This window comes from Streptomyces sp. NPDC059895 (genome assembly GCF_042731035.1).
Lineage (GTDB): Bacteria > Actinomycetota > Actinomycetes > Streptomycetales > Streptomycetaceae > Streptomyces.
The window spans coordinates 179561-191628 of the sequence record NZ_JBHWKO010000002.1 but is presented as its reverse complement, the minus strand read 5'-3'; the positions used below and the strand labels follow the sequence as shown (position 1 = coordinate 191628).

General features: G+C 73.6%; 11 protein-coding genes and 1 pseudogene. 6 read left to right on the top strand and 6 right to left on the bottom strand.

The genetic code is table 11. From position 1 onward, the window contains the following. Positions 1-400, bottom strand: a pseudogene (locus ACFV9M_RS02845) (hypothetical protein); the annotation flags it as partial. Between the two features lie 333 nt (positions 401-733). On the opposite strand from ACFV9M_RS02845, the gene ACFV9M_RS02840 reads away from it, so the two are divergent. Continuing rightward, positions 734-1408: a class F sortase gene (locus ACFV9M_RS02840; RefSeq protein ID WP_385064967.1), complete on the top strand. Its 675-nt coding sequence runs from the start codon at positions 734-736 to the stop codon at positions 1406-1408. Positions 1409-1490: 82 nt separating this feature from the next. Here the strand turns inward: ACFV9M_RS02840 and ACFV9M_RS02835 are convergent, their stop codons facing one another. Beyond that, positions 1491-2330 (bottom strand): polysaccharide deacetylase family protein, encoded by an 840-nt coding sequence (locus tag ACFV9M_RS02835; protein WP_385064964.1) that lies wholly within the window; start codon positions 2328-2330, stop codon positions 1491-1493. A gap of 345 nt (positions 2331-2675) precedes the next feature. On the opposite strand from ACFV9M_RS02835, the gene ACFV9M_RS02830 reads away from it, so the two are divergent. Beyond that, positions 2676-3137 carry a universal stress protein gene (locus ACFV9M_RS02830; RefSeq protein ID WP_385064963.1) on the top strand — a complete coding sequence of 154 codons (462 nt, stop codon included), beginning with the start codon at positions 2676-2678 and terminating at the stop codon, positions 3135-3137. Between the two features lie 71 nt (positions 3138-3208). Here ACFV9M_RS02830 and ACFV9M_RS02825 read toward each other — a convergent pair whose 3' ends face one another. Further along, positions 3209-4360 (bottom strand): CapA family protein, encoded by a 1152-nt coding sequence (locus ACFV9M_RS02825; RefSeq protein ID WP_385064961.1) that lies wholly within the window; start codon positions 4358-4360, stop codon positions 3209-3211. A gap of 243 nt (positions 4361-4603) precedes the next feature. Here ACFV9M_RS02825 and ACFV9M_RS02820 point away from each other — a divergent pair, with 243 nt between their 5' ends. The 3 genes from ACFV9M_RS02820 to ACFV9M_RS02810 all read left to right on the top strand — a co-directional run bounded on the left by ACFV9M_RS02820 (position 4604) and on the right by ACFV9M_RS02810 (position 6607). Next, on the top strand, positions 4604-5152 hold the full coding sequence (locus ACFV9M_RS02820; RefSeq protein ID WP_385064959.1) for a sigma-70 family RNA polymerase sigma factor: 549 nt from the start codon (positions 4604-4606) through the stop codon (positions 5150-5152). Between the two features lie 137 nt (positions 5153-5289). After that, positions 5290-5805: a hypothetical protein gene (locus ACFV9M_RS02815; protein ID WP_385064958.1), complete on the top strand. Its 516-nt coding sequence runs from the start codon at positions 5290-5292 to the stop codon at positions 5803-5805. Positions 5806-5956: 151 nt separating this feature from the next. Further along, positions 5957-6607: a zf-HC2 domain-containing protein gene (locus tag ACFV9M_RS02810; protein WP_385064956.1), complete on the top strand. Its 651-nt coding sequence runs from the start codon at positions 5957-5959 to the stop codon at positions 6605-6607. Between the two features lie 13 nt (positions 6608-6620). Here the strand turns inward: ACFV9M_RS02810 and ACFV9M_RS02805 are convergent, their stop codons facing one another. Together ACFV9M_RS02805 and ACFV9M_RS02800 are read right to left on the bottom strand one after the other, a co-directional pair. Beyond that, on the bottom strand, positions 6621-7484 hold the full coding sequence (locus ACFV9M_RS02805) for an Fpg/Nei family DNA glycosylase (protein ID WP_385064953.1): 864 nt from the start codon (positions 7482-7484) through the stop codon (positions 6621-6623). Positions 7485-7515: 31 nt separating this feature from the next. Further along, complete coding sequence (locus ACFV9M_RS02800) at positions 7516-9603, bottom strand: SpoIIE family protein phosphatase (RefSeq protein WP_385064950.1); 2088 nt, start codon at positions 9601-9603, stop codon at positions 7516-7518. A 155-nt stretch (positions 9604-9758) separates the two neighbouring features. Here ACFV9M_RS02800 and ACFV9M_RS02795 point away from each other — a divergent pair, with 155 nt between their 5' ends. After that, the gene (locus ACFV9M_RS02795) at positions 9759-11180 is read left to right on the top strand and encodes a lipase maturation factor family protein (RefSeq protein WP_385064948.1); all 1422 of its coding nucleotides are present in this window, start codon (positions 9759-9761) and stop codon (positions 11178-11180) included. Here the strand turns inward: ACFV9M_RS02795 and ACFV9M_RS02790 are convergent. Beyond that, entirely contained in the window at positions 11168-12001 is an 834-nt protein-coding gene (locus ACFV9M_RS02790) for an amidohydrolase family protein (protein ID WP_385065027.1), read from the bottom strand. The genes ACFV9M_RS02795 and ACFV9M_RS02790 overlap by 13 nt on opposite strands. Positions 12002-12068: the final 67 nt, after the last annotated feature.

Here is a 12068-nt window from a genome sequence, read left to right as displayed (position 1 = left end):
CGTCGGCGGCGCTGGGGCGGCCGCGGCCGGGGGCGGGGCCGCCGGGGGTGTTGTGGCCGTTGTTGGCGGTGCGGGTGTTGAGGGTGGGGCGGTTGCCGTTGCCGTTCCCGTTCCCCCCGTTGCCGTTACCGTTCCCGTTCCCCCCGTTGCCGTTACCGTTCCCGTTCCCCCCGTTCCCGTTCCCGTTTCCGTTGCCGCCACCGCCGAAGTCGTTGCCCGGGCGGCCGCCCCCGTTGTTGTTGCCGGAGTGGCCGCCGTCGTTGCCTTCCAGGCCGGCGAAGCCGCTGTCGTTGTTCTGGCTGCCCGGGTGGGGCATGCCGTCCGCGACGGCCACGGGGGCGGCCAGCCCGAGGACGGCGACCGCGGTGGCCGCGGCCGCGAGGGCGCGTGTGTTCCTCATGTGATCCTCCGCGGAAGGCGCCCCGGGGCCCGTCCCCGGCATGTCGGCGAGCGAACGCCTCCCGCAACGACCCTCAGTTGCGCCGCACGCGCCCGCATTTCGGGAATGGTCCGTCCTGGTGAGGGGACACGCCGAGCGAAAACCGCGTGCTGGGATATCGCCGCAGGTCACGGACTGTCAGAAATATTCTGTCGGTGTCGACTCGGATGGCGCACGCAGCGACGCGGGAGCCACCCGTTCGGTTCCGCCCCGTCGCCGGTTCCCGCTTCGGCACTTAGCGTTCTCGTATGCGCGAAAGGACGTGGCGACGGCCGCGTCGAAAGGGGATGGCGAATGTCTGGGTACGAGCTGTCCGTGATGGCGGAAGAGGAGGAGGTGCGGCCGAGGAAGCGCGCCCCGTGGGGAGTGATAGCGCTTGTTCTGCTGACCGGTCTCGCGCTCATCCGGAATGGTTCGGGTGAGTTCGACATCGGTCCGCCGCAGCCCGCCTCGGCGGCGGCCGCGGACGGCCTCACCTCCCAGGGCGCCGTCGGCGGGGCACCGGCGCCGCTGCCGCACAGCGTGCCCGACCGGATCCGGATCTCCGCGATCCAGGTGGACGCCCCGGTCATGGCGGTCGGTCTGGACACCGACGGCTGGGTCGGCGCGCCCCCGCCGGAGGACCCGAACCTGGCCGGCTGGTTCACCGGCGCGGTCACGCCCGGCGAGAAGGGCACCGCGGTCGTCGTCGGTCATGTCGACAACCATCAGGGGCCCGCCGTCTTCTACGGCCTCGGGGCCCTGAAGAAGGGACACCACGTCGAAGTGGTGCGTCAGGACGGCAAGACGGCCGTCTTCGAGATCTACGGAGTCGAGGTGTTCGCGAAGAACGGCTTCCCCGGTGACCGGGTCTACGGCTCCAAGGGTGCCCCGGAGCTGCGGGTGATCACCTGCGGCGGTGGTTTCTCCAAGGTGAACGGATACGAGGGGAACGTGGTCGTCTTCGCCCGCCTGGCCGAGGTCCGCTGACGCGCCCCGGCCGGGCGGGCGAACGGTCCGCGCGGCGCCCCGCCCCCCGCCTGCTGTCGTCAGCCCCCCGTGACCGCCACCGTCAGACGGGGGGCTGGTACGGCACGGAGAGGTGGTAGCCGGAGTCCAGCAGCTGCGGCAGATAGGTGCGCAGGGCCCGCACGCTCTGGGTGCGGTCGCCCCCGGCGTCGTGGGAGAGCACCACGACGCCGGGGCCGGCGCCGTCCTCCACCCGGTCGACGATGGTGCGGGTGCCGGGGGTGGTCCAGTCGAGGGAGTCGACCGTCCAGGCCAGCGGTTCCATGCCGAGTTCGGCCCCGAGCTGGAACGCCGAGCGGTTCCAGGCGCCGTAGGGGGCCCGGAACCAGCGCGGCCGATCGCCGCAGACCGCCTCGACGATCTCGCAGGTACGGGACATCTCGCGGCGGATCTGACGCCGGGTGAGCCGGGTGAGCAGGGGGTGGGACCAGGTGTGGTTGCCGACGACGTGCCCCTCGTCGGCCATCCGCTCCAGCAGACGGGGCCGCGCCGCGGCCATCTCCCCGCACACGAAGAACATGGCGCGCACGTCGTACTCGGCGAGGGTGTCGAGGATGCCGGGCGTGTAGCGGGGGTCGGGGCCGTCGTCGAAGGTCAGCACCATGGTCCGGCCGCGGCCGGTGATCCGCAGCAGCGGGGCGCGCCGCACCGGCGGGCGGCGGAGCGCGGCGGCCGGCGGGAGGTGTCCGGCGAGCGGCTGGAGGCGGTAGGCGGAGGGCTTCATCGGGAGGCTGTGCGCCGGGGCGCCGGCGGCCGGTGCGGCGGTACGGACCGGCTCGCCGCCCGTTCCCCACGCCAGCAGCCCGGCCGTACCGGCCGCACCGACGGCGGCGGAGCCGGCGAGCAGCATCCGACGGCGCGTGAACAACTGATCCTTCTGCATGAGTCATCAGTCGCCCGACGGGCGCCCGGCGCCCCCCGCCGACACCGGGGCGGCCTCACGAATCCACCCGCCCGGCGCAGTGGCGCGCGCCGGGCCCGACACCCCGACGCCCCGGCCGGCCCGTCGCACAACTGCTCGAACGGCGCCTCGAACAGTCTGTCGCACAGCCCCTCGCACAGTCCGTTCGCACAGCCCCTCGCACAGTCCCTCGCACAGCCCGTCGCACAGCCCCTCGCGCAGTCCGGTCGAACCGTCCGGTCGAACCGTCCGGTCGAAACAGTCCGTCGAACAGCCGGACGGACGGCCCGCGTGGCCCGACCCGGGCGTTCCGATAGCCTCGGAGCCGTGACGGAACAGCACTCCTCCGCGTTCGAACGGGGCACGGACGGTCCGAAGGTCATCGTCGTCGGTGTGGACGGCTCGGACTCCTCCCTGCGGGCCGCGGCCTACGCCGGCGGTCTGGCCCGGCGGCAGCGGGCGCTGCTGGCCGTCGTGTACGTGCAGCCGGTGATGGCGGCGGGCGCGGTGCTCGGGGCGCCGGTCGCGGACACGACCGACGAGATCGCCGACGACATCGTGGCGCAGATCCGGGACTCGGCCGAGCGGCTGAAGGGGATATTCGACGTGCGCTGGGAGTTCCACACGTTCCGCGGCGACCCCTACAACGGCCTGGTGCGGGCGGCGGACGAGCTGAAGGCGGACGCGGTGGTGGTGGGCGCCTCCGAGCAGGCGGGCCACCGGATCGTGGGGTCGGTGGCGGTGCGGCTGGTGAAGGCGGGACGGTGGCCGGTGACGGTGGTGCCGTAGCGCCCCCGGGGCTCGGGGAGCGGACGCCGCGGCCCCGTCGCCCCCTCCATCACCCTTCCGTCACCCCTCCGTCACCCCTCCGTCACCAGGCCGTCCTCGGCCGCGCCCCGGCCGAGCACGACGTCCCGGACGCGGTCGCGCAGGCCCCGCACATCGGCTCCCCGGGCGACGGCCCGGTCGAGGCTGACCACGCGGCCGGCGTCGACGTCGAACACGTAGGGGACGAACGCGGCCCGTGTCACCTCCCAGCGGCCGCCGGGCCGGGCGGGCGCGGTGAAGGTGAACCGGGCGAGGCTGGAGTGGTTGCCGCGCGGGTCGGGCCGGCCCCCGCGGTCCGCCATCGCGCCGGCGACCTGGTTGCCCAGACCGTAGACCACCCAGGTGCCGTTGACCTTCTCGTACGGCTGCGGGACATGGGCGCGGGTGCCGAGGACGAGGTCGATGTCGGGGCGGCCGTACGTGCGGGAGGCGGTGAGGGTCCTGGCGAGGGAGAGCTGGACGTCGTCCGGTGCCTCCTGCCACTCGGTGCCCCAGTGCAGGGAGACGACGACCACGTCGGCGCCCGCCCGGCGGGCGGCCCTGGCGTCGGCGATGATCCGGTTGTCGTCGATGCGGTCGACGGCCCAGGGCTGCCCCGCGGGGAGCGGTCCGCCGGCGGTGTCGTGGGTGTAGGCGAGGTGGGCGACCTTGGCGGGGCCGGCGCGCAGGAGGGTGACGGAGCGTGCCTCGGCCTCGGTGCGGGCGGTGCCCGCGTGCCGTACGCCGGCGCCGTCGAGGGCGTCCAGGGTACGGCGGATGCCGGCGGCGCCGTCGTCGAGGCTGTGCTCGGAGGCGGTGGAGCAGCCGTCGTAGCCGGTGGCGGCGAGGGCGTCGGCGATCTCGGGCGGGGACTTGAAGAGGGGCTGGGCGGTGTACTCGCCGTCGGCGCCGTAGACGGTCTCCATGTGGCACAGGGCGAGATCCGCGCCCTGGACGTCGGACCGGGCGCCGTCGAACAGGGGGCGGAAGTCGTGGCCGCTGCCGCGGGCGTCGAAGCGTGCCCGGTCGATGATCGAGGTGTGCGGGAGGATGCCTCCGGTCGCCACGAGGGTGAAGCCGGGGGCGGTGGAGAGGGCCGGGGCCCCGGGCCGGGCGGCCGGTCCCTGTCCGTCGGCCCGGCAGGCGGCGGCCGAGGCGAGGAGGGCTGTCAGGACCGCGGCCACCAGGTGTCTGCGTGCGAACACCGGATCACCCCATCTCGTACAGCTCGTCATATTTACGCACGTATCACTACTAGTCCATGGCCGGATCCGTGCGGCCCCGGCACTCCCTGCGCCCGGCGCGATGCGCGCGATCGGCGTAGCCGGAACCGACCCGCACGGCGGCCGGGACCGTTCGTCGAACCGTTCGTCGACGCGATCGACCGTCCGTCGCAGACCCGTGTGCGCGGCCTGTCCCTCCCGGCCGCCCTGCGGTGCCATACGCGCATGACCGCCGGAACCCTCCTCACCGCCAGGCCGACGACCGCCGAGCACGAGCTCGCCGCGCTCCAGCGCGAGCACGGACGGCCTCTCTACGCGCTGCTGCTGAGGCTGTGCGACGGCGACCGCCAGCGCGCGGAGGACCTCGTCCAGGAGACCCTGGTGCGCGCCTGGCAACACCCCGAGGCCCTGCGCGCCGACGGCTTCGACTCCGTACGGCCGTGGCTGCTCACCGTCGCCCGGCGGCTGGCGATCGACGCGCGGCGCGCCCGGCAGGCCCGGCCGGCCGAGGTCGGGGACGCGGTGCTGGAGAACGCGCCCGTCTGCGCCGACCACGCCGAACGGGCGGTCGCGACCCTCGACGTGCGCGAGGCTGTGAAGACCCTCACGCCGGAACACCGCGACGTCCTGGTGCTGGTGTATTTCCGAGGGGCGAGTGTGGCGGAGGCCGCCGAAACCCTCGGAATCCCGCCCGGTACGGTGAAGTCCCGCGCGTACTACGCGCTGCGCGCCCTGCGCCGGGTGCTTCCGGGTTACGCGCCCGACCTGGGCTGAAACCCACGATCGAGTCAAGCCTCCGTAAAGCGCCTTGCCGACCACCTCGGTTGAGTAATCGGGTGTCCTTATCCGTGTTCCGGATGAGGGATCCCGGCACCGGGCGACGCGCACGCACCGGAGGAAGGCAGGAAGGGATGCTGCACAGAGGTCACCAGAGCACGGACGGCACCGACGGCGGTGAACTGACCGTTCCCATGGCCTGGTTGTACGCCGAGTACATCGCCGACGAACTGCTGCGGACCGGCGATCTGATGCCGCCGACGTCCTTCGAGTTCCGCGCCGGGCGCGACGCCCTGGCCCTGACCATCTTCCTCTCCGACACCGACGGCGAACTGCCCGGCATCCGGGTCGTCACCCAGCTGGAGACCTGGCTGTCGCTGACCGCCTACGACCAGCCGTGGCAGAGCTGGGTGGCGGAACGCATGGCCCGGCTGGCCGCCCTGGCCGCCGAGTCGGGCAGACCCGCACCCGATCTGGACCTGGCGTCGGCGGCCTGGCGCTGGCTGGAGGAGACCGAGCTGCTCGCCCCCGACCTCGACGCGGTACCGGGGGGCGCGCCGGGCGCCGGCGAGGACGAGGGACCGAAGGTCTGGACGCCCGCCTGGCAGCTCGGGCTGCCCCTCGGACACCTCGCGATCCACCTCTTCTGAATCCCCTTCCGCATCCGACCAATCCGCGGGCCCGACCGCTCCGAACATCTGGGTCACGATTTGGTACGGGCCTGAGTGAATCCCCGGCCGGGTGCGTACCGGTGGGAGCAAGGAGTAACCCCACTGGCACTCAACGGCACGAGGTTTCGGCATGAGGTCCCTGGAGAGGCATCGCGACGTCGGCGCGTACGCGCTGGGCGTGCTGGACGAGGCGGAGGCCTTCCGTTTCGAGGACCACCTCATGGAGTGTCCTCGGTGCACGACGCAGGTCACCGAGTTCGGCGCCACCACCCGGCAGCTGATGCTGTACCGCCGGGCGACCCCCCGCGCGGTGCACCCCTTCGCCGGACCGGGACCGCGGCTGCTGAACCGTCTCCTGGGCGAGGTCTCGGCCCGGCGAAAGGGTGCACGGCGGCGGCTGCTGTACGCCGTGGCCGCGTCGGTGGTGGTCGCCCTCGCGGTCCCGGCGGCCGCCCTCGTGGCGGCCGGCGGCGAGAAACCGGTCCGGGTCACCGCCACCGACGCGAGGTCGGGCGTGTGGGCGCAGGTGACGACCGCGAACGAGGTGTACGGCAGCCAGGTCGAGCTGAAGGTCAAGGACGCCGCCGGCCCCCGCGTCTGCCGCCTGGTCGTCGTCGGCCGCGACGGATCCGAGCAGACGGTCACCAGTTGGAACGCCCCGCACCGCGACGCCCGCCCCAGCACGATGAGGGGCGGCGCGGCCCTGCACCCCGACGAGATCGCCCGGTACGAGGTGCGCACCGAGCTGGGGGAACTGCTGGTGCGGCTGGACGCACGCTAGGGCGCTGCTGCGGCTACTTGAGCAGCTTGGACATCCTGCGGTCCGCGAGCGGTGTGCCGCCCGTCTGGCAGGTCGGGCAGTACTGGAGCGAGGAGTCGCTGAAGGACACCTCGCGGATGGTGTCGCCGCAGACCGGGCAGGGTTCGCCGGTGCGGCCGTGGACGCGCAGGCCGGACTTCTTCTCCGCCTTGAGACGGCCGGCCGCCACGTTGCGGGAGCGTTCGACCGCGTCCGTGAGCGTGGTGCGCAGGGCCTCGTAGAGGGTGTGGGTCTCCGGCGCGGTGAGGGAGGCGGCGAGCTTGAAGGGGGACATCCGCGCCGCGTGCAGGATCTCGTCGCTGTAGGCGTTGCCGACGCCCGCGATCAGGGACTGGTCGCGCAGGGCGCCCTTGAGCTGCCGCCGCTCCCCTGCGAGGAGGGCGGCGAAGCGGTCCTCGTCGAAGTCGGGGGCGAGCGGGTCGGGGCCGAGGCGGGCCACGCCGTCCACCTCCCGCGGATCCCGCACGAGGTGGACGGCGAGACGCTTCTGGGTGCCGGCCTCGGTCAGGTCGAAGCCCTCCCCGGTCTCCAGGGCGACGCGCAGGGCGAGGGGGCCCTTGCCGGGGCGGGGCGGACCGTCCGGGAGGCGGTCCCTCCAGTGCAGCCAGCCCGCACGGGCGAGGTGCGTGACGAGGTGCAGCCCGCCGGCCGTCTCCAGGTCGAGGAACTTGCCGTGCCGGCGCACGGCCGTGACCTCCCGGCCCTCCACGGCGCTCAGCGGGGGGTCGTAGGTCTTCAGGACGCTGACGGCGACGGGCAGGACGCGCACGATCTCGTGGCCGACCAGGTGCTCGGTCAGGAAGTCCTTGAGCGCTTCGACCTCGGGCAGTTCCGGCATACGTCCAGGGTGCCATCGGTGCCCCCGCCGTTCAGGTCCGCCGCCCCACCGCGAACTCGCACCACACGCACTTGCCGCCGCCGCGCGCCTCCACTCCCCACCCGTCGCTGAGCAGGTCGACCAGGAGCAGGCCCCGTCCGGACACGCCCGACTCCCCCGCCTCACGGCGGCGCGGCAGGGCGCTGGAGGAGTCCTCGACCTCGACGCGCAGCCGGCGGCCGGTGCCGTCCAGGACCCGCACGGTGACGATCGCGGCGCCTTCGGTGTGCATCAGGGCGTTGGTGATGAGCTCGTCGGCGATCAGTTCGATCTCGTCGGCACGGTCGCGCGCGCCCCAGGCGCGGACGGCGGCGCGGATCATGTGCCGGGCCCCGGTGAGGGCCTCGGGGTCGCCGGGGGCGACGTGCTGCTGGAGCCGGCCCCCGGTCCGCGGGGTGTCCGGGCTGCGGCGGCGCAGCAGCAGGAGGGCGACGTCGTCGTCGCCGCCGCGTTCCTCGGCCATGTCGATGAGGTGGTCGGCGAGCCGGCGGACGTCGTCGGGGGCGGCGGCGATGAACGCGGCCAGGGCGCGCATGCCGTCGTCGAGGTCGGTGCCGGGCTGTTCGACGAGACCGTCGGTGCACAGCAGCAGGGTCTGCCCGGGGTCGAGTTCGAGGGTGGCGACCGGGTACTCGAGGCTGCCGAACTCGGCTGACAGGCCGAGCGGCAGCCCGCCGGGGACGGTGACGCGCCGGCAGGTGCCGTCGGTGCCCCGCACCAGCGGGTCGATGTGGCCCGCCCGGACCACCTGCACCACGCCGGTGGACAGGTCGGCCTCCGCGTACAGGCAGGTGGCGAAGCGGTCGGTGTCGAGTTCGTGCAGGAAGACGGAGGCGCGGGCCATGACGGTGGCCGGGGTGTGGCCCTCGGCGGCGTAGGCCCTCAGGACGATCCGCAGCTGGCCCATGACGGCGGCGGCGTGCGTGTCGTGCCCTTGGACGTCGCCGATGACGGCGCCGACGCGGCCGCCGGGCAGCGGGATGAGGTCGTACCAGTCGCCGCCGATGTCCCGGCCGTGGGTGCCGCCGATGGTGGCGGCGCGGTAGCGGACGGCGACGTCGGCGCCGGGCACGCCGGGGATGGTGCGGGGCAGCATGGCCCGCTGGAGGCCCTGGGCGATGTCCTTCTCCTGCTCGTAGAACATGGCCCGCTGCAGGCTCTGGGCGATGCTGCTGCCCAGGGCGACGAGGATGTTGCGCTCCTCGGGGGTGAAGCCGCGCCGGTCGTTGTAGAGGAGGCCCATGGCGCCGATCGGGCGGGCCTGGACGATGAGCGGCAGATAGGCGGCCGAGGTGATCCGCAGGTCGGTGATGTGCGGCCACAGCACGGGGTAGCCGGCGGCGAACTCGTCCGGCGACTCGATGAAGCGCGGGGTGAGCGTGCGCACGACCTCGCTCATCGGGTACGGCTCGTCGAGCCGGGTGACCAGGGTGCCGGGGACGAAGCTGCCTTCGGGGCCCTCGGCGATCAGCCGGATGCGGCCGGCCTCGACCAGGCCCATGACGAGGCTGGCCGCGCCGAGGTGGGTGAGGCCGTGGGTGTCCTTGAGGACGTCGATGACGTCCTGCACCGTGCGGGCGTGCGCCAGGGCGGCGGTGGTGAGCTGGACGACGTTGGTCTGCTCGCGGCGCGCGACGTCGAGGGCGGCCTCCTGACGGCGGGCCGCGAGGTCCCGGATCTCCTCGGCGGCGTCGCGGACGATGCCGATGATCCGGCGGGGGCGGCCGGTGTCGTCGCGCCGGATGTAGCCCTGGGTGTGCGTCCAGCACAGGCTGCCGTCGCGGCGGCGGACGCGGAAGTAGGCGCCGTAGTTCTCGCTGCCGTCCTTGATGGCCTGGGCGACCAGGGCGTCCAGACGGATGCCCTCCGTCGGCGGGACGCGCTCGGACAGGCTCTCCGGGCGGCCGTCGTACTCCTCCGGGGTGATGTCGAAGATCTCGTGGGCGCGGGCGTCCATGTGGAACAGCCCGGAGTCCAGGTCCCAGTCGAAGCCGCCCATGCGGTTGAGCGCCAGGATCGGATCCGGGTGGGCGGGCCAGTCGTCCGGGAGGGACGGCGCGCTCGCTCCCCGATCAACCATGCGCCCACCTTGCCAGGGTTTGCCGGATTCTTCGACCGGTGGGCGGGGGAAGGCGTAGGGGGTGCGGCCGGCCGCCGGAGCGCGCGGGTCACGGGGGCGGGGGCACGGGGCACGGGCAGTGACCGGCGGGACAATGGTGAGAGGAGCGCACGGCCGTGGAGTGGTTCACCGCACCCGAGTACTGGATGAGCCGGCTGGTCTTCCAGCGGGCCCTGGCCGGGGTGTATCTCGTGGCGTTCCTGGCGGCGGCCCTGCAGTTCCGCCCGCTGATGGGTGAGCGGGGGATGCTGCCGGTGCCGCGCTTCACCGCGCGGGTGCCGTTCCGGCGGGCGCCGAGCCTGTTCCACTGGCACTACTCGGACCGTCTCTTCGCGGGCTGCGCGTGGACGGGCTGCGCGGTGTCGGCGGCCCTGCTGGCGGGGCTGGACGGGTTCCTGCCGCTGTGGGGCGCGATGCTGCTGTGGCTGGTGCCGTGGGCGCTGTACCTGTCGATCGTCAACGTGGGCCAGACCTGGTACGGCTTCGGCTGGGAGTCGCTGCTGCTGGAGACCGGCTTCCTCGCGGTGTTCCTCGGCAACGACGAGGTGGCCCCGCCGCTCGTGGTGCTGTTCCTGCTGCGCTGGATCCTGTTCCGGGTCGAGTTCGGCGCGGGCCTGATCAAGATGCGGGGGGACCCCTGCTGGCGGAACCTGACCTGCCTGGACCACCATCACGAGACGCAGCCGATGCCCGGCCCGCTGAGCTGGTTCTTCCACCACCTGCCCAGGCCCCTGCACCGGGTGGAGGTGGCCGCCAACCACGTCACCCAGTTGGTCGTGCCGTTCCTGCTGTTCGCCCCGCAGCCGGTCGCGACGGCCGCCGCGTCCCTGATGATCCTCACCCAGCTGTGGCTGGTGCTGTCGGGCAACTTCGCCTGGCTGAACTGGATCGCCATCGTGCTGGCGGTGCCCGCGCTCGCCCTGCCCGGCGACCCGCCGTCCCTGCCGGACGCCCCGCTGTGGTACGTCGTGGTCGTGCTCGCGGTGGCCGCGTTCCTGCTGTTCCTCAGCCACCGCCCGGTGCTCAACATGCTCTCCCGCGGCCAGGTCATGAACCGCTCCTTCGACCCGCTGCACCTGGTCAACACCTACGGCGCGTTCGGCAGCGTGAGCCGCGTCCGCCACGAGGTGGTGATCGAGGGCACCCTCGACGAGGTGCCGCGCGAGGACTCCGACTGGCGGGAGTACGAGTTCCGGGGCAAGCCGGGCGACCCGCGCCGCTGGCCGCGCCAGTTCGCCCCGTACCACCTGCGGCTGGACTGGATGATGTGGTTCGCCGCGCTCTCCCCCGCCTACGCCGGCTCCTGGTTCGGCGCGCTCGTGGAACGGCTCCTGGAGAACGACCGCGCCACGCTGCGCCTCCTGCGCCGTTCCCCCTTCCCGCCCGACCGCCCGCCCCGCTACGTCCGCGCCCGCCTCTTCCGCTACCGGTACACGACCTGGCGGGAGCTGCGGGAGACGGGCGCGTGCTGGGAGCGGACCGTGGTGCGGGAGTACCTGCCGCCGACCCGGCTGACGGCGGTGGATCACAGGTTGTAGACGCGGACGGCGGTGCCCTCGAAGACCGCGGTCCGCTCCGCGGCGCCGAGTCGGCCGGTCACGGTCCGGGCGGCGGCGAGGACCTCGCCGTAGGAGGCGGCCAGGGTGCACACCGGCCAGTCGGAGCCGAACATCAGGCGGTGCGGGCCGAAGGCCTCCAGGGCCGCGTCGGTGTACGGGCGCAGCTCCTCGGGCGTCCAGGTGGCGGGGTCGGCCTCGGTGACCAGGCCGGAGAGCTTGGCGGCCGTGTTGGGCAGGGCGGCGAGGGCGCGCAGGTCCGACTCCCACGGCTCGCGGGCGCCGGAGGCGACGGGGGGTTTGCCGAGGTGGTCGAGGACGAAGGTGAGGCCGGGGTGGCGGGCGGCGGCCCGGACGCAGGCCGGGAGCTGGTGGGGCAGCACGACCAGGTCGTAGACGAGGCCCGCGTCGGCGACCGCGGCCAGTCCGCGCCGGACGTCCGGGCGCAGCAGCCAGTCGGGGTCGGCCTCGGACTGGACCTGGTGGCGGACGCCCCTGAGGTGGCGGCCGCCGGGGAGTTCCCGCAGCCGGGCGAGTTCGTCGGCCACGTCGGGGCGGGTGAGGTCCGTCCAGCCGACCACGCCCGCGACCAGGTCGTGCGCGGCGGCCAGGGCGAGGAGTTCCGGGGTCTCCTCGGCCACGGTGACCGTCTGCACCAGCACCGTGCGGCCGACGCCCGCGGCGCGGGCCTCGGGGGCCAGGTCGGCGAGGCCGAAGTCCCGCCGGAGCGGGCTGTCGCCGCCGATCCAGTCCTGGTCGCGGACGGAGAGGTCCCAGACGTGGTGGTGCGCGTCGACCGTCACCGTCACCACCACGGCTCCCGCACGACGGGCGGGACGGCGGATGGAACGGCGGGCGGGACGACGGATG

Bases quoted from the DNA above. Each gene is read 5' to 3' on its own strand.
- ACFV9M_RS02840 (WP_385064967.1), top strand. From the start codon at position 734: ATGTCTGGGTACGAGCTGTCCGTGATGGCGGAAGAGGAGGAGGTGCGG.
- ACFV9M_RS02835 (WP_385064964.1), bottom strand. From the start codon at position 2,330: ATGCAGAAGGATCAGTTGTTCACGCGCCGTCGGATGCTGCTCGCCGGC.
- ACFV9M_RS02820 (WP_385064959.1), top strand. From the start codon at position 4,604: ATGACCGCCGGAACCCTCCTCACCGCCAGGCCGACGACCGCCGAGCAC.
- ACFV9M_RS02815 (WP_385064958.1), top strand. From the start codon at position 5,290: ATGCTGCACAGAGGTCACCAGAGCACGGACGGCACCGACGGCGGTGAA.
- ACFV9M_RS02810 (WP_385064956.1), top strand. From the start codon at position 5,957: ATGAGGTCCCTGGAGAGGCATCGCGACGTCGGCGCGTACGCGCTGGGC.
- ACFV9M_RS02805 (WP_385064953.1), bottom strand. From the start codon at position 7,484: ATGCCGGAACTGCCCGAGGTCGAAGCGCTCAAGGACTTCCTGACCGAG.
- ACFV9M_RS02800 (WP_385064950.1), bottom strand. From the start codon at position 9,603: ATGGTTGATCGGGGAGCGAGCGCGCCGTCCCTCCCGGACGACTGGCCC.